The organism is Rhodospirillales bacterium, from assembly GCA_016699855.1.
Classification (GTDB): Bacteria; Pseudomonadota; Alphaproteobacteria; order Reyranellales; family Reyranellaceae.
The window spans coordinates 2,806,783-2,832,355 of the sequence record CP064988.1 but is presented as its reverse complement, the minus strand read 5'-3'; the positions used below and the strand labels follow the sequence as shown (position 1 = coordinate 2,832,355).

Here is a 25,573-nt window from a genome sequence, read left to right as displayed (position 1 = left end):
GCCGGATGGCGCGCGTCGCGATGGCTGTGTCGGAGGGTGGAGCGGCGCGGACGGGACCGGCGGTCCCGTCCGCGCGCCTGTGGATCAGCCGAGCGTGTCGAGCGCCTTCTGGAACCGGCCGGCGTGGCTCTTCTCGGCCTTGGCGAGGGTCTCGAACCAGTCGGCGATCTCGTCGAAGCCCTCTTCGCGGGCGCTGCGCGCCATGCCCGGGTACATGTCGGTGTACTCGTGGGTCTCACCGGCGATCGCGGCCTTGAGGTTGTCCGAGGTCGGGCCGATCTTCAGGCCGGTGGCCGGATCGCCGACGACCTCGAGGAACTCGAGATGGCCGTGGGCGTGCCCGGTCTCGCCTTCCGCCGTCGAGCGGAAGACGGCGGCGACGTCGTTGTAGCCCTCCACGTCGGCCTTCTGGGCGAAATACAGATAGCGGCGGTTGGCCTGGCTCTCGCCGGCGAACGCGGCCTTGAGGTTGCCCTCGGTCTTCGAACCCGCAAGCTTCGACATGATCGGTCTCCTCTCTCGATGACGGCGGCGACGCGGTTCCGCCCGCGCGCCATGTCCGTTTATAGGACCGCCCGGGCGACGCGGTCAATAATTTAGAGATTTTCTAAAGAATGCGGGAAGGCGCCGTCAGCGGCGGACGCGGACCACCACGTCGACGCGCTCCACCGTCATGCCCGGCGGCGCCGGCGGCATGCGCGCGATCACCACGCGGTCGGCCGGGATGTCCACCAGCGCGCCGTCGTCCTCGACGAAGAAATGGTGGTGCGCGCCGGTGTTGGTGTCGAAGTAGATGCGGCCGGGCCCGACCACGACCTCGCGCAGCAGACCGGCGCCCGAGAGCTGGTTGAGCGTGTTGTAGACCGTCGCCAACGAGACCTTGACGCCGCGCGCCACGGCCTCGTCGTGGAGCCGCTCGGCGGTCACGTGCCGGTCGTGTCCGGCCGAGAACAGCAGCGCGCCCAGCGCCAGACGCTGCCGGGTCGGACGCAGTCCGACGGCGCGCAGGCGTTCGGTGATGGACGGAGCCGGTGACGCTGGCATGACAACGCGTATTTACGCCAGGCCCGGCGTTTTGCCTAGGGGCGGGCCGTCCGGCGCGGGAATTGCCAATTCCCGCCCCGCGCCCTATCTGTTAGGAATGCCTCGATATTTTACCGCCGGCGGGGCCGGCATACAGACGCGGGTCGGCACGTGAGCGGCAAGAATTCCTACGGCTACGACGAGCTCATCCAGTGCGCCAAAGGCCTGCTGTTCGGGCCGGGCAACGCGCAGCTGCCGCTGCCGCCGATGCTGATGTTCGACCGCATCACGCACATCGCGGAGAAGGGCGGCAAGTTCGACAAGGGCGAGATCGTCGCCGAGCTCGACGTGAAGCCCGACCTCTGGTTCTTCCCGGTCCATTTCCACGGCGATCCGGTGATGCCGGGCTGCCTCGGCCTCGACGCCATGTGGCAGCTCTGCGGCTTCTTCCTAGGCTGGATGAAGGCGCCGGGCCGCGGCCGCGCGCTCGGCGTGGGCGAGGTCAAATTCACGGGCATGGTGACGCCGGCGATCAAGCGCGTCACCTACCGCATCAACATGAAGCGCGTGATCCTGCGCCGGCTGGTGCTGGGCATCGCCGACGGCATCATGGAGGCCGACGGGCAGCCGATCTACGAGGCCAACGACATGAAGGTCGGCCTGTTCGTGCCGCAGGCGGCCTGACGTGCGCCGCGTCGTCGTCACCGGCCTCGGCATCGTCTCCAGCATCGGCAGCAACGTCGCCGAGGCGGCCGAATCGCTGAAGCTGGGACGCTCGGGCATCGAGTTCGCGCCGGTCTACCGCGACCTCGGCTTCCGCTCGCAGATCCACGGCACGCTGAAGGTCGACCTCGACGCGCTCGTCGACCGCCGGCTGCGGCGCTTCATGGGCGACGGCGCGGCCTACGCCTGGGTCGCCATGAAGGAGGCGATCGCCGACGCGGGCCTGAGCGACGCCGAGGTGTCCAACGACCGCACCGGCCTGATCGCCGGCTCCGGCGGCCCGACCACCGGCGCGATCGCAGGTCGGCGATCACCGCCAAGGAGAAGGGGCCCAAGCGGGTCGGCCCGTTCCAGGTGCCCCGCGCGATGTCGAGCACCGTCTCCGCCAACCTCGGCACCGCCTACCGGATCAAGGGCCCGACCTACTCGATCACGTCGGCCTGCTCGACCTCGGCGCACTGCGTCGGCAACGCCGCCGAGACGATCATGCTCGGCAAGGCCGACCGCATGTTCGCCGGCGGCGGCGAGGAGCTGGACTGGACCCTGTCGGTGCTGTTCGACGCCATGGGCGCGATGTCGTCGAAGTACAACGACACGCCGCAGCGGGCCAGCCGCGCCTACGACCGAGACCGCGACGGCTTCGTGATCTCCGGCGGCGGCGGCGTCGTCGTGCTGGAGGAGTACGAGACGGCGAAGGCGCGCGGCGCGAAGATCTACGGCGAGCTGGTCGGCTACGGCGCGTCGGGCGACGGCGCCGACATGGTGGCGCCCTCCGGCGAGGGCGCGGTGCGCGCCATGCGGCTGGCGCTAGCCGGCTTCGCCGGCAACGGCTGGAACGGCCGCGTCGATTACATCAACACCCACGGCACCTCGACGCCGGTGGGCGACATCACCGAGCTCGACGCCATCCGCGAGGTGTTCGGCGCCGAGGTGCCCCGGATCAGCTCGACCAAGTCGCTGACCGGGCACAGCCAGGGCGCCACCGGCGCGCACGAGGTGATCTACTCCCTGCTGATGATGCGCGACGACTTCCTCGCCGCCTCGGCCAACATCGAGAACCTCGATCCCGGCGCCGACGGCATGCCCATCGTCCGCGAGCGGATCGACCGCGCGGGGCTGGAGACGGTGATGTCCAACAGCTTCGGCTTCGGCGGCACCAACGCCGTGCTCGCGTTCCGCCGGGTGCCGTCGTGATCCCCGCCGCCATGCGCGGCCCCGTCCTCGCGCCCGACACCGGCAACGGCCGGTCGTCGCCGGCCGGCGAGGCCGCGATCCGCGCCTCCGGCCTGATGATGGGCCGCAAGGGCCTGATCATGGGCGTCGCCAACGACCGCTCGATCGCCTGGGGCATCGCCAGGGCCTGCCACGCCGCCGGCGCCGACCTCGCCTTCACCTACCAGGGCGACACGTTCGGCCAGCGCGTCAAGCCGCTGGTCGAGTCGCTGGGCGCCAAGCTCGTGCTGCCGGCCGATGTCGAGGACGAGGCCAGCCTCGACGCGCTGTTCGCGACGCTGACGAAGGAATGGGGGACGCTCGATTTCGTGGTCCACGCCATCGCCTTCTCCGACAAGGACGAGCTGAAGGGCCGCTACGTCGACACCAGCCGCAGCAATTTCCAGCGCAGCCTGACGATCTCCTGCTACTCGTTCACCGACATCGCGCGGCGCGCCGAGCCGCTGATGACGCGCGGCGGCAGCCTTCTGACCCTGACCTACAGCGGCGCGCGCAGCGTGATGCCGAGCTACAACGTCATGGGCGTCGCCAAGGCGGCGCTGGAATCGAGCGTGCGCTACCTGGCTTCCGACCTCGGCTCGAAGGCGATCCGCGTCAACGCCATCTCGGCCGGACCGATGCGCACCCTGGCGGCGGCGGTGATCGGCGACGGCCGCTACGTCTACCGCACGTCGCGCGAGGTCTCGCCTCTGCGCCGCAACATCGACCAGGCCGATGTCGGCGGCGCCGCGCTCTACCTGTTGTCGGACCTGTCGGCCGGCGTCACCGGCGAGGTGCACCACGTCGATTCCGGCTACCACGTGATGGGCATGGCGCCGCCGCCGCCGACCAGCAACGGCGCGCCGGACTGAGCGCGCGGCCGCGCCGTTCGGCGGGCTCGACGGAGACGTTGGTGGACCGGCCCTCCCGCATCTTCGACCATGTAACCTTGGGCGTCGCCGATCTGGCGCGGTCCACCGCTTTCTACCGCGCCGCGCTGGCGCCGCTGGGGATCGTCGAGATCCTGCGCGGCGAGGCGTTCGCCGGCTTCGGCCGCGACGGCGATCCGACCTTCTGGATCGGCGCGCGGGCCGGCCCGGCCGGACGCGGCGCCCATGTCGCGTTCACCGCGCCCGACCGCGGCGTGGTGCGCGCGTTCCACGCCGCCGCCCTGGCCGCCGGCGGCGTCGACAACGGACCGCCGGGGCCGAGGCCCGCCTACCATCCGTCGTACTACGGCGCGTTCGTCAACGATCCCGACGGGCACAACATCGAGGCGGTCTGCCACGGACCGGAGTGAGCAGGGACCATGGGCAGCACCGTCTTCGACTCCGGCCTGTTCCGCGACATGTTCGGCACGCCCGCGATGCGCGCGGTGTTCGACGACCGCGCCACCGTGGCGCGCTACGTCGAGGTCGAGATCGCGCTGGCGCGCGCCGAGTCGCGCGCCGGGGTGATCCCCGCCGAGGCGGGCGAGGCGATCGCCGCCGCGGCCGGGGCGATCACGCTGGATTTCGAGCGCCTGAAGCGCGAAACCGAGATCGTCGGCTATCCGATCCTGCCGGTCGTGGCGCAGATGTCGAAGCTGTGCGGCGAGGCCGGCCGCTACGTGCACTGGGGCGCCACCACCCAGGACATCATGGATACAGCCGTGGTGCTGCAGGTGCGCGCCGCGCTCGACCTTGTCGCGGACGACCTCGACGCGACGCGGCGCGCGCTGGCGGCGCTGGCGCGCAAGCACCGCGACACGCCGATGGCCGGCCGCACGCACCTCCAGCAGGCCCTGCCCGTCACCTTCGGCTACAAGGCGGCGATCTGGCTGGCGGCGCTGGACCGCCACGCCGAGCGTCTGGCGCAGCTGCGTCCGCGGGTGCTGGTCGTGCAGTTCGCCGGCGCCGCCGGCACCCTGGCGTCGATCGGCGCCAAGGGCCTCGACGCGCAGCGCGAGCTGGCGGCGGAGCTCGGGCTCGGCGTGCCGGCCTCGACCTGGCACGTGGCGCGCGACGGGCTGGCCGAGGTCGTGAACGCGCTCGCGCTGCTGGCCGGTTCGCTGGGCAAGATCGCGTTCGACGTGATGATGATGATGGCGACGGAGTTCGGCGAGGCGTTCGAGCCGTTCGTGCACGGCCGCGGCGCGTCGAGCACGATGCCGCAGAAGCGCAATCCGATCTCCTCGGAGCTGATCCTCGCGGCCTCGAAGATCGCGCGCCAGCAGGCCGGGCTGATGCTCGATTCGCTGGTGACGGATTTCGAGCGCGCCACCGGTCCGTGGCACGTCGAATGGGCGGCGATCCCGGAGGCGTTCCTCGCCACCGCCAGCGCGCTCCACCAGGCGAAGTTCATGCTCGGCGGCCTGATCGTCGACGCCGCCCGCATGCGCCGCAACCTCGATATCACCTCCGGCCTGATCGTCGCGGAGGCCGTGATGATGGGGCTGGCGCCGTTCATCGGCCGCCAACCGGCGCACGATCTGGTCTACGATTCCTGCCGGCTGGCGGCGGAGCGCGGCGGCACGCTGCTCGACGCGCTGCTGGAGTCGGCCGAGATCGCGAAGCATCTCGACCGGGACGCGCTGGCGCGGCTTTGCGATCCGGCGAACTATCTCGGCCTGGCGCCGGTCATGGTCGACCGCGTCCTCGGCGACCGTTGACGGGACGCCGCGCCCGATCCGAAGGAGAATGCCCGTGAGCGTCGCCCTGTGGTGCGTGCTGGTGGCCGGATTGCTGCCCTACGCCGCCGTCCTGATCGCGAAATCGGGGCCCGGCTACGACAATGCCGATCCGCGCGGCTGGGCGGCGAAGCAGACCGACGGATTCCGCCGGCGCGCGCTGGCCGCCCATCTCAACGGCTTCGAGGCGTTTCCACTCTTCGCCGCCGCGGTGCTGGTGGCGCAGCAAGTGGGCGGCGCGCATCCCCGCGTCGACCAGCTCGCCATCGCCTTCATCGCGCTGCGGCTCGTCTATCTATTCTGCTACGTGACCGACCGGCCGACGCCGCGCTCGCTGGCGTGGTCCGCCGGCCTGTTCTGCGTCGTCGGCATCTTCACCTCGCCGGTCTGGCGCTGACCGCGCGGGCCGACCTCGCGCCGGTTCACGACCCGGTGCCGGGCGGTTGACCGGGGCGCGGCGGCTGCCCAGATTCACGGCCTGACCACCGGTCGAGGAGAACCGCCATGTGGATGTCGCTGCTGGGCAGGAAGGCCGAGATGCCGTCGGCGGAGCGCGCGCTGCGCGGACGCGCCGCGCCCGCCTTCGACGTGCCCGAGAGGCATTTCGTCAACGGCAACCGCATTCGTGCCACCTTTCCCTGCAGGCCTGGAGTCGGCGCATGTTCGGCCTCGGCTGCTTCTGGGGGGCCGAGCGCATGTTCTGGCAGGCGGCGGGCGTCTACAGCACCGCCGTGGGCTACGCCGCGGGCTACACGCCCAACCCGACCTACCAGGAGGTCTGCTCGGGGCAGACCGGTCACAACGAGGTGGTGAAGGTCTGGTTCGATCCGGCCAGGACGTCCTACGAGGCGCTGCTGAAGGCGTTCTGGGAGGACCACGACCCGACCCAGGGCATGCGGCAGGGCAACGACGTCGGCACGCAGTACCGGTCGGGCGTCTACGTCTTCACGCCGGCGCAGCGCGCGGCGGCCGAGGCGTCGAAGCGCGCCTACCAGGTCGAGCTCGGCAAGCGCGGCTTCCCCGCCATCACCACCGAGATCCTCGACGCGCCCGCGTTCTTCTACGCCGAGGACTACCACCAGCAGTATCTGGCGAAGAACCCCGCCGGCTATTGCGGCATCGGCGGCACCGGCGTCGCCTGCCCGATCGGCACCGGCGTCGCCGCGGGGTCGTAGCGCCGGCCAGGGGAACGGCGGCGTCGCCGCCGCCGCCGGATCGGGCGGCACGCGGCGCCCGAAACCGCGACGAAGACCCGCAGGGTCCCGGCCAGCAACCGCTCGAGCCGATCCCCCACGGACGGCCCGGCGCGGCCTCCGCCGCCGGACCGAGGCGATGCGCGCGCGGCCGAGGAGGCGAACCGCGGTTTCGCTCGCGGAACGCGTGCCGGCCATGCGCCGACGCCACTCGTCACAGCGTGGTCACACGGTCACCAGATGCGCACCGGCCGGCGTTGCGGCGAGCAGCGTGACGATTCCCGCGATCTCGTGCGGCACGTCGCGTCGGATCGATCCCGCGTCGATGCCCTGCGCCCGCAGACCCATCTCGCAGACGATGATGCGCGCGCCGAGCTCGACGCAAGCCGATAGCAACGTCTCGAAATCGCCGACGCCGCGCTCGCGCAACGCCGCGTCGCGCACCGCGCCGGCGTCGAGGTCGCCGATGCCGCCGGCCGTCGGTTGATCGTCATGCGCCTGCGCGTCGGCCGGCAGCGCCTTCCAGCCCTCCCGCCCGCCGGCGTCGCGGGTCAGCGCGCGGATCGCGCCGTGGGTCAGGAACAGGTTGGCCTTGCGGCCGACCGCCAGCGCGCCGGCCACCATCGCCAGCGCGTAGTGCACGCGCTCGTACTCGCCCGAGATCGCGATCACCGAGAGCGTCGGATTGTCATCCGCCACAATACACCTCGGCGTAGCTGGCCCGCGCGCGCGGCGAGTCGAGCGACGTGATCTCCGGCGACGGGCCGCACAGCGGGCAGTCGTCGCGCCGCGCCACCGACAGGCGTTCGACCCGCGCGTCGAGCGCGTCGTAGAGCAGCAGCGTGCCCGACAGCGACGCGCCGACGCCGAGGATCTCCTTCACCACCTCGGTCGCCTGCCACGCGCCGACGGTGCCGGCCATGGCGCCGAGCACGCCGGCGGCGGCGCAGCTCGGCACGCTCTCCGGCGGCGGCGGGTCGGCGAACAGGCAGCGGTAGCAGGGATGCGGCGCGCCGAGATGCGGCTTCCAGGTCGAGAGCTGGCCCTCGAACCGCAGGATCGCGGCGGACACCAGCGGACGCCGCGCGAGGAAGCACGCGTCGGACAGCAGGTAGCGCGTCGCGAAATTGTCGGAGCCGTCGGCGACGAGATCGTAGCGGCCGACGAGGTCGAGGACGTTGTCCACCGTCAGCCGCGCCCGCAGCGTCTCGACCCGCGTCGACGGATTGATGTCGGCGATCGCGCGCGCGGCGCTGTCGACCTTGGCGGCGCCGATATCGGCGGTGCGGTGGATCACCTGGCGCTGCAGGTTCGAGAGGTCGACCGTGTCGTCGTCGACGACGCCGATCGCGCCGACCCCGGCGGCGGCGAGATACTGCAGCAGCGGCGCGCCGAGCCCGCCGGCGCCGACCACCAGAACGCGCGCCGCGCGCAGCCGCGCCTGCCCGGCGCCGCCGATCTCCGGCAGGATGATGTGCCGCGCGTAGCGCCGCAGCTCGGCTTCGGTGAAGTCGAGGTCCATGGCGCGAGCCTAGCCGAAAGCGGCGCGCCCGACGATGGCCGCCGGGCGACCGGGGTCAGAGCCCGTCGAACAGCGCCGTCGAGAGATAGCGCTCGGCGAAGGACGGGATGATCACGACGATGCGCTTGCCGGCGTTCTCCGGCTTCTCCGCCAGCTCGAGCGCGGCGGCGATGGCGGCGCCCGACGAGATGCCGACCGGCAGACCCTCGACCGCCGCGACCTCACGCGCCGTGGCGAAGGCGTTGGCGTTGGCGATGCGGATGACGCCGTCGATCACGCCGCGGTTGAGGATGTCCGGCACGAATCCGGCGCCGATGCCCTGGATGGGATGCGGGCCCGGCGCGCCGCCGGACAGCACCGGGCTGTCCTCCGGCTCCACCGCGTAGACCTTCAAGTTCGGCAGCCGCGGCTTCAGCGTCTCGCCCACGCCGGTGATGGTGCCGCCGGTGCCGACGCCGGACACGAAGAAATCGAGCTTGCCGCCGGTGTCCCGCCAGATCTCCTCGGCCGTGGTGCGGCGGTGGACGTCCGGGTTCGACGGATTCTGGAACTGCTGCGGCATGAACGCGTCGGGCGTGGTCCGCACCAGCTCCTCGGCGCGCGCGATGGCGCCCTTCATGCCCTTCTCGCGCGGCGTCAGATCGATCTCGGCCCCGAGGAACTTGAGCATCTTGCGCCGCTCGATCGACATCGACTCCGGCATCGTCAGGATCAGGCGGTAGCCCTTGGCGGCGGCGACGAACGCCAGCCCGATGCCGGTGTTGCCCGAGGTCGGCTCGACCAGCACCGATTTGCCGGGCGTGATCTTGCCGGCCGCCTCGGCGGCCTCGATCATCGCCAGGCCGATGCGGTCCTTGACCGACGCCAGCGGATTGAAGAACTCCAGCTTGGCGAGGATCTCGGCCTTCACGCCGCGCTTGGCGGCCAGCTTACCCAGCCGCACCAGCGGCGTGGCGCCGATCGTGTCGATGATGCTGTCGTAGATCTTCCCGCGGAATTCCGGCGTGGCTGGCATGGCGCTCTCCCGATCAATTTACCGCGCCCCGACTGTGGTTCACGGCATAATCACATCACACGCCCGACTTAGGCGCCGCCGCCGGGCCGGGCAAGTCCGATTCGCCGCCACCAACGAAAACGGCGGCCCTTCAGGCCGCCGTTCGTCGTGTCGGAGGACGCGGCCGCCGGCCGCGGCCGGTCAGCGCGGCTGCGGCGCGTCGGACGGATCCATCGAGCGCCGCGGGCCGCGCTCGGAGTCGCGCTCCGCGTCGCGCTCGGCGCGCAGCTTCTCGGTGATGTCCTCGCCGGTCTGCTGGTCGACGACCTTCATCGACAGCTTGACCTTGCCGCGGTCGTCGACGCCCAGGACCTTGACCTTGACCTGGTCGCCTTCCTTGACGACGTCGTTGACCTTGGCGACGCGACGCGGCGCCAGCTCGCTGATGTGCACGAGGCCGTCGCGCGCGCCGAGGAAGTTCACGAAGGCGCCGAACTCGACGCATTTCACGACCTTGCCGGCGTAGATCGCGCCGATCTCCGGCTCCGCGACGATGCCCTTGATCCAGTCGATCGCGGCCTTCGCCTTGGTCTCGTCGACCGCCGCGACCTTGATCGTGCCGTCGTCCTCGATGTCGATCTTGGCGCCGGTCACCTCGGTGATCTCGCGGATCACCTTGCCGCCCGTGCCGATGACCTCCCGGATCTTGTCCTTGGGGATCGAGAAGGTCGTGATGCGCGGCGCGTTGGCGCTGACGCCCTCGCGGGCGCGGCCGAGGCCCTTGGACATCTCGCCGAGGATGTGGATGCGGCCGTCCTTCGCCTGGGCGAGGGCGACCTTCATGATCTCCTCGGTGATCGAGGTGATCTTGATGTCCATCTGCAGCGCGGTGACGCCGCGCTCGGTGCCGGCCACCTTGAAGTCCATGTCGCCGAGGTGGTCCTCGTCGCCGAGGATGTCGGTGAGCACGGCGAAGCGCTCGCCCTCCTTGATCAGGCCCATGGCGATGCCGGCCACCGGCCGCTCCATCGGCACGCCGGCGTCCATCAGCGACAGCGAGCTGCCGCACACCGTCGCCATCGACGACGAACCGTTGCTCTCGGTGATCTCCGACACGACGCGGATCGTGTAGGGGAACTTGTCCTTCGGCGGCAGCACCGGCCGGATGGCGCGCCACGCCAGCTTGCCGTGGCCGATGTCGCGGCGGCTGGGCGATCCCATGCGCCGAACCTCGCCCACCGAGTAGGGGGGGAAGTTGTAGTGCAGCATGAAGTGCTCGCGGTACTCGCCGTCGAGCGCGTCGATGATCTGCTCGTCCTGGCCGGTGCCGAGCGTGGCGACGACCAGCGCCTGGGTCTCGCCGCGGGTGAACAGCGCCGAGCCGTGCGCGCGCGGCAGGAAGCCCGCCTCCGCGACGATCGGACGGACGGTCTTCGTGTCGCGGCCGTCGATGCGGTGGCCGGTGTCGAGCACGGCGTTGCGCACGACGTCGGATTCGAGGTTGCCGAACTCCTCGCCGAACGCCGCCAGCGCCGCGGCGTCGCCCTCGAACGCCTTCTTCGCCGCCGCCTTCACGGCCGCGACCTTGTCCTGCCGGGCCTGCTTGCGGACCTCCTTGTAGGCGTCGGCGAGCTGGCCGCGGAACTCGGCCTTGAGCTTCGCCGCCACCTGCTTGGAGGCGTCGGACGCCTCGGTCAGCGGCCACGGCTCCTTGGCGCAATGCTCGGCCAGCTGGATGATGGCGTCGATGATCGGCTGGAACGAGCGGTGTCCGGCCATCACGGCGCCGAGCATCACGTCCTCGGGCAGCTCCTTGGCCTCGGACTCCACCATCAGCACGCCCGCCTTGGTGCCGGCGACGACCAGGTCGAGCGAGCTCTCCTTGAGCTGCGCGGTGGTCGGGTTGATGACGTACTTGCCGTCGATCATGCCGACGCGCGCGGCGCCGATCGGACCGAGGAACGGGATGCCGCTGATCGTGAGCGCGGCCGACGTGGCGACCAGCGACAGGATGTCGGGATCGTTCTCCATGTCGTGCGACAGCACGGTGACGACGACGAGGGTCTCGTTGCGGAACGTCTCGTGGAACAGCGGCCGGATCGGCCGGTCGATCAGGCGCGAGACGAGGACCTCCTTCTCGCTGGGACGGCCCTCGCGCTTGAAGAAGCCGCCCGGGATCTTGCCGGCCGCGAACGTCTTCTCCTGGTAGTTGACGGTGAGCGGGAAGAAGTCGATCCCCGGACGCGGCTCCTTGGCGGCGACGACCGCCGCGAGCACCGTGGTGCCGCCGAGATGCGCCATCACGGCGCCGTCGGCCTGGCGGGCCACCTTGCCCGTCTCGAGGACCAGCTTGCGGCCGGCCCAGTCGATCTCTTTCCTGTAGACGTCGAACATATTGTCCATCCTTCCTTCCTACCGGCTCCGCGCCTCCGCGACGGGAACCGCCCGGCGCCGCCCCATGCGGCTCCGGGACCGACCGGACTCCTCGCTTCTCGCCCTTGGTCCGACCGGTTGCGCTGACTGGTACCGGCGCCGTCCGACCACTGGGGCGGAGGATCGGCGCGCCGACACGGAAAGGCCCCGTCGCGAGGACGGGGCCCGAACTGGAGCTAACGGCGCAGGCTGAGACGCTCGATCAGCGACTCGTAGCGCTTGACGTCGTTGGCCTTGAGGTAGTCCAGCAGACGGCGGCGCTGGCTGACCATCTTGAGCAGGCCGCGGCGCGAATGGTGGTCCTTCATGTGGGTCTTGAAGTGCTCGGTGAGGCCGTTGATGCGCTCGGAGAGGAGCGCGACCTGCACCTCGGGCGAACCCGTGTCGCCCTCCTTGAGGGCGTACTGCTTCACGACTTCGGTCTTGCGATCGGCGGGGATCGACATCGGGGACTCCTGCGTCAAAGATTGAGGACACGGACCGGACGAACCACCTCGCCGTCGATGCGGGCGATGGCCACCAGTCGGTCGCCGGCCATGGCCCGCACGATGGCGTCGCGGTCATCCGCGACGGTCGCGTCGGGTCCGGCCGGGTCCTCGGCAGGCGACATCGTCCCCATCGGCGATCGGGCGGGATCGCCGGCGTCCGGCAGACCGGGGTCGGGCCGGACGATCTCGGACAGTCGGACGGCCAGCCCTTGCGAGAGCCGGCCGGCCTGCCGGTCCGTCAAGGCCAGCGCCGGGATGTCGTCCAGCGCGGTCGAGACGGGCCGTAGCCGCCCGAGAAGGGCGGACCTATGCCCGAAATTATCTTGCTTGGAAAGCGGATTCGCCCCGTCGGCGGGCGATTCGGCCGGCGCCACGGGCGCTTCGGCCGCCTCCAACGCCGCCAATCCGACCGCGTCGCCCTCGCCGAAGGGGCCGCACAGGGTCCGCCGCAGCCACGCCACGTGGCCGACGGTGCCCAGAGCGACGGCGAGGTCGCGGGCCAGCGACCGGACATAGGTGCCTTTGCCGCAGCGGATCTCGATGACCGCGTGGTCGGCATCCGGCGTTCCGACCAGTGAAATGGCGTCGATCCGCACCTGCCGGACGGCCAGTTCGACGGTCTCGCCGGCGCGGGCCAGCGCGTAGGCGCGCCGGCCGCCCACTTTCAGGGCGGAGAACGACGGCGGCCGCTGCGCGATCTCGCCCCGGAACGCCGGTAGGGCGGCGCGGATGGCGTCGGCGCCGGGACGGACGTCGGAGGTCGCCGTCGGCTCGCCCTCGGTGTCGTCGGTCGCCGTGGCGACGCCCCAGCGGATCGCGAACCGGTAGGCCTTGGCGCCGTCCATCACCCAGGCGACGGTCTTGGTCGCCTCGCCCAGCGCGATCGGCAGCACCCCCGTGGCCAGTGGATCGAGCGTGCCGCCATGGCCGGCCTTGGCCGCGCCGTACAGCCGGCGCACGCGCGCCACGGCCTGGGCCGAACTGACGCCCGCCGGCTTGTCCAGGTTCAGCCAGCCGTCGATCTTCTCGCCGCGGGTTCTCGCCATGCGCCGTTGTAGCGATGGCGGATGGCCGCGCAAGCGCCGCGCCCCCGAGAACCGCCGTTCACAATTCGCGCGCGCGCGCGAACAGGCCGGATTGACGATCCGCGGCGGATGATGGCGTTGTCCCCCGACGTCGCGCGCGCGGCGCATGCGAGGAGAGCGATATGGGTCTGTTCGATTTCGTGAAGACCATCGGCAAGAAGATCTTCGGCCCCGGCGAGGATCCGGCGGAGAAGATCAAGGCGATGATCGCGGCCGACAACCCCGGCGTCGAGAACCTCGAGGTCACGTTCGAGAACGGCGTCGTGCAGCTGGGCGGCACGCCGAAATCTTCCGACGCGCTCGAGAAGGCCATCCTGATGGCCGGCAACGTGCTGGGCGTGGGCGAGGTCAAGCTGGCCGGCTCGGTCGGCGCGGCGCCGTCGGACGACACGCAGTACCACATCATCGTGTCCGGCGACACGCTCTCGGGCATCGCCAAGAAGTACTACGGCGACGCCAACAAGTACCCGAAGATCTTCGAGGCGAACCGCGAGGTCATCAAGGACGCCAACCTGATCTTCCCCGGCCAGAAGATCCGCATCCCCAAGATCTAGGGCGCGCCCCGCCGGCGCGTCGCGCGGCGACGCGCCGGTTTGGACAGGCGCCGCCGGCGCCCCTACGATGGCGGCAACGCGCCGCCGCAAGGCGCGATGACCGGGGGGACGGGGTGGCCGGCGCATCGACCGACGCGCGGTTCGACAGGAACCGCTTCGTGACGCTCGCGCTTCTATTCTTCATCAGCGGCGCCAGCGCGCTGGTCTACCAGACCGCGTGGCACCGCATGCTCGGCCTGTTCGCCGGCGCCGATTCGATCTCGGCGGCGCTGGTGGTCGGCGCCTTCCTGCTCGGACTCGGACTCGGCAGCCTCGCCGCCGGCCTGCGCGCCGACGCGCTGGGGCGCCGCCGCGCGCTGCTGCTGTTCGCGGTCTGCGAGATCGGCATTGCCGTCTTCGCGGCGCTCAGCCCGTGGCTGTTCCACGACGTCGTCCACGCCCGCCTCGCGCCGCTCGCGGAATCGCGGCTGGCGGTGTTCGCCGTCGTCTTCGCCGGCCTGCTGTGGCCGACATTCCTGATGGGCTGCTCGCTGCCGCTGCTGGGCCGCGCCGTGGTCGACGACATCGCCCGCTCGGCGCGGCAGATCGGCTGGCTCTACGGCCTCAACACGCTCGGCGCCGGAATCGGCGCGCTGGCCGCCGGCTGGGTCGTCATCGGTCTGATCGGCTACGCCGGCGCCGTCTATCTCGCCGCCTGCCTCAACGTCGTGGTCGCGGCCGGCGGGTGGTGGCTGGCGCGCGGCGTCACCGACGACGGCGCGGCGCCGCGGCCCGCCGCGGCGAGGCCGGCGCCGTCCGACGGCGCGCGGGTGGCGATGTGGTGCGCGCTGGTGTTCGTGTCGGGCTTCCTGATCGTCGGGCTGCAGATCGTGTGGTACCGGCTGATGGGCGTGCTGATGCAGTCCAACGCCTACGGCTTCTCGCTGGTGCTGGGCGTGTTCCTCGTCGGCGACGCGGTCGGTCTTCTGGTCGGCGCGCGCACGGTCGACCGCATCCGCGATCCGCTGGCCTTCTTCCTCGGCATGCAGGCCGCGACCTTGGCGCTGGCGCTGGCCGGGATCGGCGGCCTGCTGCACGCGGTCGGCGCCGGATGGATCCCCGGCGATTTCGTCGAGCGCGACATCGTGACGGCGCGCGCCGCCGACATCGCGCTTCTGGCGCTGCTGACCGCGCTGATCGTGCTGCCCGGCAGCTTCGTGATGGGATTCTCGTTCCCCGTCGTGCAGCGCGCGGTGCAGACCGACATCGGCGCGGTCGGCCGACGCGTCGGCCTCGTGCAGCTCGCCAACATCCTCGGCAACAGCGCCGGCAGCCTCGTCACCGGCCTGGTGGCGCTGCACACGCTGGGCACCGCCGGCACGCTGCGCGCGCTGGGCGCCGTGGCGCTGCTGTTCGGCGCCGCGGCGCTGGCGCGGCTCGGCGCGACGGGCCGCGTCGCCCGCCTGCCCGGCGTCGCGACGACGGTGGTCGCGATCCTGCTGTTCACGCTGCCGTCGAACGCCGCGTTCTGGGAGCGCCTGCACACCACCAGAGCCGGCGAGCGCGTCTGGGTATCCGAGGACCGCACCGGTCTGGCGGTGCTGCGGCTGAACGCCAAGGAGGAGGGCCGCCTCTACATCCAGGGCCATTCGCAGAGCTGCCTGCCGTTCTGCACGGTGCACGCCTTCCTCGGCGCCATCGGGCCGCTGGCGCATCCCGATCCGAAGGACGTGCTGGTGATCGGCATCGGCAGCGGCGGCACGCCCTACAGCGCCGGCCTCGACCCGCGCGTGCGCAAGGTCAGGGCGATCGAGATCGTCGAACCCGTGCTCGACGATCTGCGCCGCTACGCCGCCGGCGGCGGCAAGGGCGGCGTCGACGCGCTGCTGCGCGAGCCGCGCTTCGAGATCGTCGTCGCCGACGGCCGCCGGGCCCTGTCGCTCGACGCCGCGCGCTACGACGTGATCGAGGCCGACGCGATCCTGCCGAAATCCTCCCTGTCGGGCCTGCTCTACTCGCGCGAGTTCTTCGAGCAGGTGCGGTCGCGCCTGAAGCCCGGCGGCCTCTACGTGCAATGGGCGCCGACCGAGCGCAGCGTCGCGACCTTCCGCGCCGTGTTCCCGCACGTCGTGATGGTGCATCCTGCGTTGATCGGCAGCGACTCCCCGATCACCTACGATCCCGAGGCGGTGCGGGCGCGGCTGGCCGATCCCGAGGTGCGGGCGCGGCTGGCGGCGGCGCGCATCGACGCCGTCGAGCTCGCTTCGTGGTTCCGCGACAAGAAGCCGGAGATCCTCAACGCCGGCGCCGTGGCGTCGTCCGCCGACCTCAACACCGACCTGTTCCCGAAGGACGAGTACTACCTCAACCGCGGCCGCTCCGGCGACCACGGACCGAAGTGAGGGCCTTCCCTTCGCCCCTCGCAGGAGGGGAGAAGGTGGCGCGTGGCGCCGGATGAGGGGCTTCGCGGCGCATCAGCGGACGCGTCGATCGAATTCTCAGAGGGCAATCCGGCAGGCGATGCTCGACTCCGCGGGACCGCGTGACCGGACAGCGCCCCTCATCCCACCGCGGCCGGTGCCCCCTCACCTAACCTCTCCCCCGGTGGGGGAGAGGAACATGAGTGAGCGGGTGTGCTTCCATCGCCGTTCTCAAGCTTCTTATTCCTCTCCCCCGATGGGGGAGAGGTTAGGTGAGGGGGCGCGACGCCAAACGCGATCACCCCGCGATGACCGGGGGAGAAGGCAAGAGCCCCTACCGCCGCCCGAGATGGGCGCGGAGGAAGGCGAACAGCTTCTGGCGGGCGATGGTGCTCTCGCGCATCGAGAAGAAGTGGCTGGCGCCGGAGACGATCAGCAGCTCGGCGTCCTTGCCGGCCTCGCGCAGCGAATCGGTCAGGCGCAGGCTCTGCTCCAGCGGCACGTTCTCGTCCTTGTCGCCGTGCATCAGCAGCACCGGCACGTCGATCTCGGCGACATGGCGCGACGGCGAGCGCGCGCCCAGCCCGTCGGGCTCGGCGATGTCGTCGAGGTAGTCGCGCACGAACGGGTTCTCGTCGTACCAGCGGTCGAGGTCCGACGGCGGGAACAACGCCGCCACGCAGCGGATCGCCGGCCGCCGCGCCGCCGCCAGCAGCGCCACCTGCCCGCCCATCGACGCGCCGATCAACCCGATGCGGCCGGGATCGACCGAAGGCAGCCGCCGCAGCCAGTCGATCGCGGCGATGACGTCGCCGGGCTGGCGCAGGCCCTGGTCGTTCTCGCCCTCCGAGCCCAGCCAGCCGCGCATCGACAGCAGCAGCGCCTTGTAGCCGGACGCCGCCGCCAGCTCGGCGACGTGCCGGTCGGTCCAAGCGTTGCGGCCGAAGCCGTGCAGGATGACGACGGCGGGATGCGGCGCGACGCCGGCCTCCGGCTTGAACAGATAGCCGCCCAGGGTCACGCCGTCGCCGGGCACGCGCACGCGCTCGGCGCCCTCGATCTCCGGCAGGTCGGCCCAGCGGTGCGAGATCTCGAACGCGATGCCGTCGCCGCTCTTGAACGTGAACGCGAAATAGCCGGGCGCGACGTAGAGGCTTTCCGCCGGCGCGGCGCCCACCTCGACGCCGAGCGCGGCGACGCGGCGGTGCAGCGCCTCGACCGCGGCGCGCGACTCCGCCGTCAGCCCGATGGTGACGCCGCCGCCGGCCGCCTCGGCCTCGGGCGCCGCCTGCCGCACCATCAGATGCTCGTAGCCGCGCGCCCACATCACGCGCTCGGCGTCGCCGCCGATGCGCCGGAAACCCAGCGCCGGCAGCCAGCCGCGCAGGAACGCCGTCGTCGCCTTGAGGTCGCGCACCTCCAACGTCACGCCGCCGAAACTGGCGCGGGTGTAGGGCGGCGAGGGCGCGGCGGGCGGCGTCATGGCGGGCTCACCAGACCGCCGAAATGAGTCGCCGCGGTGGCGGGGCGCCGTCGCGGGCGCCTCGTGGGCGGGCGCCGTCGGAGACGGCGGAGGGACGACGCGGCCGCATCGGTGGGAGGACACGTCTCCCGGAGGATCACCCGGCGGCGGAGCGGCCGGTCGGCGAGTGAATCACTCCACGCGCGATGGTGTCAAATCGTGGTCGCGACACGGGGGTCGCCATCCCGAGCACCGCGACGGATCTTCGGGACTCGCCATGATCCTTCGAAACCGGCGCTACGCGCCTTCGTTCAGGATGATAACGGACGCGCGGCGCCGGCGCGGAGCGCGACGGCCTACGCATTGATCTCTACGCCACCCGCACCAGCAGCTTGCCGCGGTTGCGGCCTTGGAACAGCTCGGCGAGCGCGCGGGGCGCGTTCTCGAGGCCGTCGACGACGTCCTCGGCGGCCTTCAGCCGCCCGTCGGCCAGCCAACCGGCCAACGCCGCCTCGGCCTCGGCCTGGCGGTCGGCGTAGTCCAGCACGATGAAGCCCTCCATGCGCAGGCGGCGGACCACCAGCAGGCCGGGCACGGCGGCCGGTCCGGGCTCCGGCTTCTCGGCGTTGTATTGCGAGAGGTTGCCGCAGCAGACGATCCGGCCGCGCTCGTTCATCAGGAACAGCGCGGCGTTGAGGACCTCGCCGCCGGTGTTGTCGAAATAGACGTCGATGCCGTCGGGGCAGGCCGCCTTCAGCGCGCGCCGCACGCCGCCGGCCTTGTAGTCGACGGCCGCGTCGAAGCCGAGCCCGCCGGTCAGCCAGGCGCATTTCTCCGGCCCGCCGGCGGTGCCGACGACGCGGCAGCCCTTGATCTTCGCGATCTGCCCGACGATCGAGCCGACGGCGCCGGCGGCGGCCGACACCAGCACCGTCTCGCCCGGCTTCGGCCGGCCGATATCGAGCAGCCCGTGATAGGCGGTCAGGCCGGTGACGCCGAGCACGCCCATGAGATGCTCCGGGCGATGGCGGCGGTCGCGCTTGGTGACGTCGGCCGCCTTCATCACCGCGAAGTCGCGCCAGCCCAGCATGCCGTCGACCAGATCGCCGGTCGCGAAGCCGGCGGCGTTCGCCGCCACCACCTCGCCCAGCGCGAAGCCGTGCATCACGTCGCCCGGCAGCACCGGCGCCTTGTAGGTCGGGTTGGGCGCCATCCACGCGCGGTTGGCGGGGTCGAGCGACAGCAGCTTCACGCGCACCAGCAGCTCGCCCGGACCGGGCGCCGGCACAGGCGTCTCGCGCAACGTGAAATGCTCCGGCCCGACCATCCCGGTCGGCCGCGACGCCAGGATCCATTCGCGGTTCGTCGTGGCGGTCATCGCGGTTCACCTCCGGGCGGCGGCCCCCATGCGCCGGCCCCGGTCGGCAGCGTGGCGGCCCGGCCGGCCGCCGTCCAGACCCGACGCGCCGGCGCCGGCCGCTTCACGTCGCGCGCCTCGTAGGTTACTTTCCCCGCCGGGCTGGCGGCCGGACCGGCTGTCGGACCGGCGCGGCGTCGACGACGCATTGGGGGAGGCTGACGATGGGTCTGGTGGAACGCAGGGCGGCGGCGGATTTCCAGGAGCGCGTCTATCCGGGGCTGCTGAAGCGGATCCGCGACGCGGCGGGTTTCCCGGTCGTGGTCGAGGTGCAGTGGGACCAGCTCTCGATCGAGCGCGAGTCCGAGCAGTACGCCAAATGCTGGCCGGACGTGTATTTCGAGCCGCTGATCGCGGCGCTGGGCCGGATCGCCAAGGACTCGATCGGCGAGGCGGCGCTGAAGAGCGGACTCAAGAAGGTCGTCGTGCAGAACGACAACAACAACAAACGGCCGGACACCTGGGCGACGATGAAGGACGGCGTGCTGACGCTCGACCACATCCCGTTCCACATCCACGACCGTCCGCTGCGCGCCGACAACCTCCAGCGCCTGCTCGAGCAGAAGCTCTAGGACCGGTCCCGGCGGCCGGCCGGCACTCCGTTATCGTCGCCTCCCCGGGCGTTTCATTGTTGGCGCCATCATAGGGCCGGGGCGGGAAGCGACTCCCGTGATGGGGGGGCGGAGGCGCCGCGCGGCGCCGAGATTTGGCGCCGGTGGTGGCAGCGCGCCCCTGATACCGAGGTAAGCTGGCGTCGCGCCGCGACCGGCGTGCCGACAATACGCTGAACGCCCTGCCGGAGACGTTGACAATTCCTGGTGGACGCACGGTTGCGGGGAAAAGCGTCAATCCCCAATGTGCCGCCCTGCCTGGGGGAGGAACCGGTCATGCTGGTGGTGCACCATCTCGGAAAGTCGCAGAGCGAGCGGATCGTGTGGCTCTGCGAGGAGCTGGGCGTTCCCTACGAGCTGAAAATATACGACCGCGACAAGGTCACGCGTCTAGCGCCGCCCGAGTTCAAGGCGCTGCATCCGATCGGCGCGGCGCCGGTGATCGACGACGGCGACGTCCGCATCGCCGAGTCCGGCGCGATCGTCGACTACATCGTGGCGCGGCACGGCGGCGGGCGCCTGACGCTCAAGCCCGACCACCCGGATTTCGCGCAATTCCTCTACTGGTCGCATTTCGCCAACGGCACGCTGCAGCCCGCGACCGGACGCAACATGATCCTGAACCGGCTCGACCTGCCGGCGGACAACGCGGTGCTGGCGGCGATGAAGGGCAGGCTGGCGCTGGCGCTCGGCTACCTCGAGGAGCGTCTGGCGTCGAACGCCTATCTGGCCGGCGCGGCGTTCACCACCGCCGACGTCATGATCGTCTTCACGCTGACGACCATGCGGCTCTTCTATCCCTACGATCTGAAGCCCTACCCCGCCATCCTCGCCTACCTCCAGCGGATCGGCGCGCGGCCGGCCTACCGGCGCGCCATGGCCAAGGGCGATCCGGACATGGCGCCGATGTTGTCGTAGTCGGCGGGCCCGTACAGGCGCGGCGCGGAGCCCCCTCACCTAGAGCAGATTCCCATTGATCGCAGCCGTGATAGCCGGCGTGCGCGAAGAAGTTGGCGCACTCGGCCGGCTTGGAGGTTCGCAGCGCGGCGGCGGCGGCGGCCTCGAGGGCGTCGATGGTGCGCGCGGCGAGCTCGCGGACATGGGCCTTGAGCGTGGCGAAGGCGTTCTCGATGGGATCGGGATCGGGGCTGTAGGCCGGCAGAGGGAGCGGCGGCGCGCCGCGCGCTTCGATGGCCTCCCTGCGGTCGCACGCGCCGGCCTGCGACATCGCCAACCTCATGCGGACGCTGGCCCCGCCCGAGGCGGTCGCGCAGTGGTCGCTGACCAGCCCGCGGGAGAAGCTGGTGAAGATCGGGGCCAAGGTCGTGCGCCACGCCCGCTACGCCGTGTTCCAGATGGCCGAGGTCGTGGTGCCCGGAGAACTGTCCGAACAAATCCCGCGGCTGATCGACGGACTGCGACGACGGCCGGCCCCGGCGTAGGACCGAACGGGGCGATGCGTCGTCACCACGGGAGGAGGGCGTCCGAATGACGAGGGACCAGGCCAGATCGATGGATCAAAGCCCGTTCTGGACGGTGGCCACCACGGAAGCGGCAGTGGAAACCGTGCCGGCTGCCGTTGTTTTCCTTGGATCGCGGTTGAATGCTAACTTGCCCTCCGTTCCACGGGTTCATCTGCGGAATGTCGGATAGAGTCGTCGGGGGGGGAGACCAACCGCAATGACCGGAACGCTTGGCACACCGGTTCCGACGCGCACCGCTGGCGCGGCCACGGACGAGTCGGCCGGCGTATCGCTCGACGTGCGCCTCGCCGATCGCACGCGCGAGCTCGACGAGCTGACCCGGCAGCACGCCGCGACCGTCGAGATCATCGACATCATCGCGCGCTCGACCTCAGGCCTCCAGCCCGTGCTCGACGCCGTCGTCGGGGCGGCCGTGCGCCATTGCGGCGCGGATGACGCGACCCTGTTCCTGCGAGAGGGAACCGAGTCGTTCGGCGCCGCACACGAGGGCCCGCTGCCGTCCGGGCTCGGCACCCGGCAGCAGATCGAGGGCAGCCACCTGAGTCTGCACATCTACCGCGATGGGCGAACCATCCACGCCCCGGATACCGAAGCGCTGGACCCGGTCGATTTCGCGGCGGTGATCGCGGTCGCGCGACAGCGCGGTGTCCGCGCGCTGGTCGCGGCTCCGATCAGGCGCGCCGGCGAAGTCATCGGCTACCTGCTGCTGCGCCGTCGCGAGGTCGGCGCCTTCACGGCGCGGCAGATCGCGATGCTGGAGACCCTCGCCTCGCAGGCCGGAGTCGCCGTCGCCAACGCCGGCGTGATCACCGAGCTGCGCGAGGCGCTGGACCAGCAGACGGCCACGGCCGGGATTCTCGAGGCCATCTCGAGTTCGCCGACCGACGCCCAGCCGGTATTCGAAGCCATCGCCCAGAGCGCATTTCGACTGCTCAACGGCTGGAGCGTCCTCGTCTGGCGGTACGACGGCGAGCGAATGCGCATCATCGCCAGCCATGGCGGCGTGCCCGGAACCGACGTGGCCTCCGTGCACGCGGCGCTCGGCGAGCCACGCCCCGAGGATCTGGCCTATCCGGGCGATGCCATTCTCAAACGCGTCATCCTGCAGATCGCCGATGTCGAGGCTGCCGGCGTTCCCGAAAGTGTTCGCGAGGTGGCCCGCGCGCGCGGCTGGCGGGCCAACATCGCCGTACCGATGCTGAGCGACGGCGCGCCTATCGGCATCATCACGGTGAGCCGCAAGGTGCCCGGCGCCTTCGTCGAGCGCGAGATAGGGCTGCTGCAGACCTTCGCCGCCCAGGCCGTCATCGCCATCGAGAACGTGCGCCTGTTCACCGAGCTGCGCGAGTCGCTGGCCCGCCAGACCGCGATGGCCGAGGTGTTGGCGGCGATCAACGCCAACCCGGGCGAGCTGGCGCCGGTGTTCGATGCGATCCTGGAGAAGGCGCACCGGCTGTGTGGCAGCGCCATCGGCAATCTCTCCCTGTATGACGGCGCGCGGCTCCGTCGGGCGGCGTTCCGCGGGATGTCAAGCGAGACCTCGGCGATGGTGGCCGAGCCGCGGCGCATCAGCGATCTGCACCGTCGTCTGGTCCGCGGTGAACGGTTCGTTCACGTCGCGGATCTCGACGCCCGCGGACGCACCGCGGACTGAAAGCGTGACGGCGCTGAGGGACCGTGAGGGCATTCGATCCTTCGTCCTGGTGCCCCTGCGCCGGGAAGGCGCATTCCTCGGCTATATCAGCGCGAATTGGGCCGAGCCCAGGTCGAACGTCGCCAGCGAGGTCGCCTTGCTGGAGAGCTTCGCCGACCAGGCGGTGATCGCGATCGAGAACGCGCGGTTGCTGAGGGAGCAGCGGGAGGCGCTGGAGCGGCAGACCGCGATGGCCGAGGTGCTGGCGGTGATCAATGCCTCGCCGGGCGATCTGACACACGTATTCTCCATGATCCTGGACAAGGCGCTGTCCCTGTCGCGATCCAGCCTTGGCTCCCTGATACGATTCGATGGCGAAAAGTTCTGGCAGGTGGCTTGGCGGAATATTCCGCAACCGGTCCTGGACATCGGGCGAGGCGGTCACGTGCCAGAAGCCGGAACCCTCCTGCATCGATTGATCCTGGGTGACGATGTCGCTCACCTTGCCGACATCACGGACGACGAAGTGTATCGAGCCGGTGCGCGCTCGCGCGTCATCATGGCGGATGAGGCCGGCGCGCGGACGCTGCTGACCGTGGCCCTGCGCAAGGATGGCCGGCTGTTGGGCGGCGTCCAGATCTATCGCACCGAGGTTCGCGCCTTCAGTGAGGCTGAAGTCACGTTGGTCCGCTCGTTCGCCGATCAGGCGGTGATCGCCATGGAGAACGCGCGGCTGATCACCGAGACGCGCGAGGCGCTGGAGCAGCAGACCGCGACCGCGGACATCCTGCGGATCATCTCGCAATCGCCGACCGACGTGCAACCGGTGCTCGACGCCGTCGTCGCTGCAGCCGCGCGCCTCTGCGAAGCCGACGGCGTCGCCATCGCGCTCCGCGACGGCGATAGCTGGGTCGACGCGGCGCACATCGGACCCATCCAGACAGTGACGGGCGAACGCATCTCCCTTTCGCGCGAATCCATCGTGGGCCGGGCGATCATCGACGCCCGCACGATGCACGTTCCCGACGTCGAGAAGCTCGATCCGGTCGAGTTCGCGGTTGGACGGGCACTCTCCGCGCAGAACGGCACGCGCGCGGTGTTGGTCGCGCCGATGCTGCGCGAGGGCGTGGCGATCGGCGCGATCGGCCTGCGAAGGCGCGAGCCTGGACCCTTCACGCCGCGTCAGATCGCGCTGCTCGAATCCTTCGCCGCGCAGGCCGTCATCGCCATCGAGAACGTGCGGCTGTTCACCGAGCTGGACGCACGTAACACCGAACTGCGCGAGGCGCTGGAGCAGCAGACGGCGACGGCGGAGATTCTGCGCGTGATCTCGCAGTCGCCGACCGATGTGCAGCCGGTGCTCGACGCTGTCGTCAAGGCGGCCGTCCGCTTCTGCGGCGCGACCGATACAATGATTATTCTGCGCGACGGAGACAACCTAGTCGCGGCCGCCCACGAGGGCCCATTGAGCTTTAGCGGCGTAGGCGACCGCCGTCCGCTCGATCGCAGTTCCAGTTCAGGGCGCGCGACAATCGATGGCAAGACAGTCCACATTCCCGACGTATCAATTCTCGATCCCGAGGAATATGGTCAGACAATCGCGTTGGCCCGGTCGCATGGGTTCCGCGCGGCAATTGCTGCGCCGATGCTGAGGGACGGTACGGCTATAGGCTCTGTACTCTTGCGCAAGGTCGATGCCGGTCCGTTCACGCCGCAGCAGATCGCGCTTCTTGAAACCTTCGCCGCCCAGGCGGTGATCGCCATCGAGAATGTGCGGCTGTTCACCGGGCTGCGCGAGGCGCTGGAGCAGCAGACGGCGACGGCGGAGATTCTGCGCGTGATCTCGCAGTCGCCGACCGATATCGGTCCCGTATTGACGGCCCTCGTTACGGCGGCTCGCCGCTTCTGCGGCGCGACGGACGCCATGATCGCCCTGCGCGATGGCGATGAATCGGTGACCGCCGCCCACGACGGGCCGCTTGGCGCCGTCATCGGTGCGCGCGCCTGGCTCGACCCACGAGGGCGGGGTACCGTCAGGGCCATCGTCGAGCGGCGTACCATCCATGTGCCCGATGTGATGGCGCCAGATCAGCATGAATTCGCTATCTCGCGCGCCCTAGGCAGCGAGCAGAACTTCCGCGCGTTCATCACGACGCCGATGATGCGCGAAGGCGTCGCGATCGGCAGCATCGGTCTACGCAGGTCGAATCCCGGCCCCTTTACCCCGCGCCAGATCGCTGCTCGAGACCTTCGCCGCCCAGGCGGTGATCGCCATCGAGAACGTCCGGCTGTTCACCGAGCTGGACGCGCGCAACGAGGAACTGCGCGAGTCTTTGGAGCAGCAGACCGCCACGGCCGAGGTGCTCGCCGCCATCAACGCCAATCCTGGCGAGCTTGGCCCGGTGTTCGATGCGATGCTGAACAAGGCGATGCAGCTCTGCGGCGCGACGGTCGGTGAGTTGCGCACCTACGACGGACGGGACTTCCGCCAGGTCGCAGCGCGGGGCATGCCTGATGCCTATGTCGACTATTACCGGAATCGCTCGGTGTCGTACGGGCCGGGGACCGGCCCGGCGCGCATCGTGGCCGGCGAGCCGTTGGTCCATATCCCCGATCTCATCGACACCGAGGCGTACCGGCGCGGCGACCCGGATCGCGTGGCGCTGGTCGAG

Annotated in this window: 23 protein-coding genes and 1 pseudogene; 14 read left to right on the top strand and 10 right to left on the bottom strand. The window is 70.7% G+C overall.

Features of this window, described 5'->3' with window-relative positions:
• Positions 1 to 84: 84 nt before the first annotated feature.
• Together IPK81_13355 and IPK81_13350 are read right to left on the bottom strand one after the other, a co-directional pair.
• Positions 85 to 504: a rubrerythrin gene (locus IPK81_13355; protein ID QQS10643.1), complete on the bottom strand. Its 420-nt coding sequence runs from the start codon at positions 502 to 504 to the stop codon at positions 85 to 87.
• A gap of 126 nt (positions 505 to 630) precedes the next feature.
• Positions 631 to 1,044, bottom strand: a complete 414-nt coding sequence (locus IPK81_13350) for a transcriptional repressor (GenBank protein QQS10642.1) — start codon at positions 1,042 to 1,044, stop codon at positions 631 to 633.
• Positions 1,045 to 1,194: 150 nt separating this feature from the next.
• On the opposite strand from IPK81_13350, the gene fabA reads away from it, so the two are divergent.
• The 7 genes and pseudogenes from fabA to msrA all read left to right on the top strand — a co-directional run bounded on the left by fabA (position 1,195) and on the right by msrA (position 6,801).
• Positions 1,195 to 1,707, top strand: a complete 513-nt coding sequence (fabA, locus tag IPK81_13345) for a 3-hydroxyacyl-[acyl-carrier-protein] dehydratase FabA (protein ID QQS10641.1) — start codon at positions 1,195 to 1,197, stop codon at positions 1,705 to 1,707.
• Position 1,708: 1 nt separating this feature from the next.
• Positions 1,709 to 2,940: pseudogene (fabB, locus tag IPK81_13340) on the top strand (beta-ketoacyl-ACP synthase I).
• Positions 2,941 to 2,951: 11 nt separating this feature from the next.
• On the top strand, positions 2,952 to 3,830 hold the full coding sequence (locus IPK81_13335) for an SDR family oxidoreductase (GenBank protein ID QQS10640.1): 879 nt from the start codon (positions 2,952 to 2,954) through the stop codon (positions 3,828 to 3,830).
• Positions 3,831 to 3,889: 59 nt separating this feature from the next.
• On the top strand, positions 3,890 to 4,258 hold the full coding sequence (locus IPK81_13330) for a VOC family protein (GenBank protein QQS15097.1): 369 nt from the start codon (positions 3,890 to 3,892) through the stop codon (positions 4,256 to 4,258).
• Positions 4,259 to 4,267: 9 nt separating this feature from the next.
• Positions 4,268 to 5,608, top strand: coding sequence for a 3-carboxy-cis,cis-muconate cycloisomerase (gene pcaB, locus IPK81_13325; GenBank protein QQS10639.1), 1,341 nt, complete (start codon positions 4,268 to 4,270; stop codon positions 5,606 to 5,608).
• A gap of 34 nt (positions 5,609 to 5,642) precedes the next feature.
• Positions 5,643 to 6,023, top strand: coding sequence for an MAPEG family protein (locus tag IPK81_13320; protein QQS10638.1), 381 nt, complete (start codon positions 5,643 to 5,645; stop codon positions 6,021 to 6,023).
• 262 nt (positions 6,024 to 6,285) lie between these two features.
• Positions 6,286 to 6,801, top strand: coding sequence for a peptide-methionine (S)-S-oxide reductase MsrA (gene msrA / locus IPK81_13315; protein ID QQS10637.1), 516 nt, complete (start codon positions 6,286 to 6,288; stop codon positions 6,799 to 6,801).
• Between the two features lie 243 nt (positions 6,802 to 7,044).
• Here msrA and IPK81_13310 read toward each other — a convergent pair whose 3' ends face one another.
• The 6 genes from IPK81_13310 to truB all read right to left on the bottom strand — a co-directional run bounded on the left by IPK81_13310 (position 7,045) and on the right by truB (position 13,302).
• The gene (locus IPK81_13310) at positions 7,045 to 7,521 is read right to left on the bottom strand and encodes a hypothetical protein (GenBank protein ID QQS15096.1); all 477 of its coding nucleotides are present in this window, start codon (positions 7,519 to 7,521) and stop codon (positions 7,045 to 7,047) included.
• Positions 7,508 to 8,341, bottom strand: a complete 834-nt coding sequence (gene moeB, locus IPK81_13305; GenBank protein ID QQS10636.1) for a molybdopterin-synthase adenylyltransferase MoeB — start codon at positions 8,339 to 8,341, stop codon at positions 7,508 to 7,510. Before moeB ends, IPK81_13310 begins: the two co-directional genes overlap by 14 nt.
• A gap of 55 nt (positions 8,342 to 8,396) precedes the next feature.
• Positions 8,397 to 9,356: a cysteine synthase A gene (cysK, locus tag IPK81_13300; protein QQS10635.1), complete on the bottom strand. Its 960-nt coding sequence runs from the start codon at positions 9,354 to 9,356 to the stop codon at positions 8,397 to 8,399.
• A gap of 180 nt (positions 9,357 to 9,536) precedes the next feature.
• Positions 9,537 to 11,729 (bottom strand): polyribonucleotide nucleotidyltransferase, encoded by a 2,193-nt coding sequence (gene pnp / locus IPK81_13295; protein ID QQS15095.1) that lies wholly within the window; start codon positions 11,727 to 11,729, stop codon positions 9,537 to 9,539.
• Between the two features lie 215 nt (positions 11,730 to 11,944).
• Positions 11,945 to 12,214, bottom strand: coding sequence for a 30S ribosomal protein S15 (gene rpsO / locus IPK81_13290; GenBank protein ID QQS10634.1), 270 nt, complete (start codon positions 12,212 to 12,214; stop codon positions 11,945 to 11,947).
• Between the two features lie 14 nt (positions 12,215 to 12,228).
• Positions 12,229 to 13,302 carry a tRNA pseudouridine(55) synthase TruB gene (gene truB, locus IPK81_13285; GenBank protein QQS10633.1) on the bottom strand — a complete coding sequence of 358 codons (1,074 nt, stop codon included), beginning with the start codon at positions 13,300 to 13,302 and terminating at the stop codon, positions 12,229 to 12,231.
• Positions 13,303 to 13,463: 161 nt separating this feature from the next.
• On the opposite strand from truB, the gene lysM reads away from it, so the two are divergent.
• Entirely contained in the window at positions 13,464 to 13,895 is a 432-nt protein-coding gene (gene lysM, locus IPK81_13280) for a peptidoglycan-binding protein LysM (GenBank protein ID QQS10632.1), read from the top strand.
• 113 nt (positions 13,896 to 14,008) lie between these two features.
• Positions 14,009 to 16,276: a spermidine synthase gene (locus IPK81_13275; GenBank protein ID QQS10631.1), complete on the top strand. Its 2,268-nt coding sequence runs from the start codon at positions 14,009 to 14,011 to the stop codon at positions 16,274 to 16,276.
• Between the two features lie 352 nt (positions 16,277 to 16,628).
• Here the strand turns inward: IPK81_13275 and IPK81_13270 are convergent, their stop codons facing one another.
• Together IPK81_13270 and IPK81_13265 are read right to left on the bottom strand one after the other, a co-directional pair.
• Positions 16,629 to 17,777 (bottom strand): alpha/beta fold hydrolase, encoded by a 1,149-nt coding sequence (locus tag IPK81_13270; protein QQS10630.1) that lies wholly within the window; start codon positions 17,775 to 17,777, stop codon positions 16,629 to 16,631.
• Positions 17,778 to 18,126: 349 nt separating this feature from the next.
• Entirely contained in the window at positions 18,127 to 19,134 is a 1,008-nt protein-coding gene (locus tag IPK81_13265) for an NADP-dependent oxidoreductase (protein QQS10629.1), read from the bottom strand.
• Between the two features lie 203 nt (positions 19,135 to 19,337).
• Between IPK81_13265 and IPK81_13260 the strand changes: the two genes are divergently transcribed.
• From IPK81_13260 to IPK81_13240, 5 genes are all read left to right on the top strand, one after another.
• Positions 19,338 to 19,745, top strand: coding sequence for a hypothetical protein (locus tag IPK81_13260; GenBank protein QQS10628.1), 408 nt, complete (start codon positions 19,338 to 19,340; stop codon positions 19,743 to 19,745).
• Between the two features lie 315 nt (positions 19,746 to 20,060).
• Positions 20,061 to 20,702, top strand: coding sequence for a glutathione S-transferase family protein (locus IPK81_13255; protein QQS10627.1), 642 nt, complete (start codon positions 20,061 to 20,063; stop codon positions 20,700 to 20,702).
• Positions 20,703 to 20,974: 272 nt separating this feature from the next.
• Positions 20,975 to 21,226, top strand: a complete 252-nt coding sequence (locus IPK81_13250; GenBank protein ID QQS10626.1) for a transposase — start codon at positions 20,975 to 20,977, stop codon at positions 21,224 to 21,226.
• Between the two features lie 238 nt (positions 21,227 to 21,464).
• Positions 21,465 to 22,922 (top strand): GAF domain-containing protein, encoded by a 1,458-nt coding sequence (locus IPK81_13245; protein QQS10625.1) that lies wholly within the window; start codon positions 21,465 to 21,467, stop codon positions 22,920 to 22,922.
• Between the two features lie 4 nt (positions 22,923 to 22,926).
• Positions 22,927 to 25,359 carry a GAF domain-containing protein gene (locus IPK81_13240; GenBank protein ID QQS10624.1) on the top strand — a complete coding sequence of 811 codons (2,433 nt, stop codon included), beginning with the start codon at positions 22,927 to 22,929 and terminating at the stop codon, positions 25,357 to 25,359.
• Positions 25,360 to 25,573 lie beyond the last annotated feature (214 nt).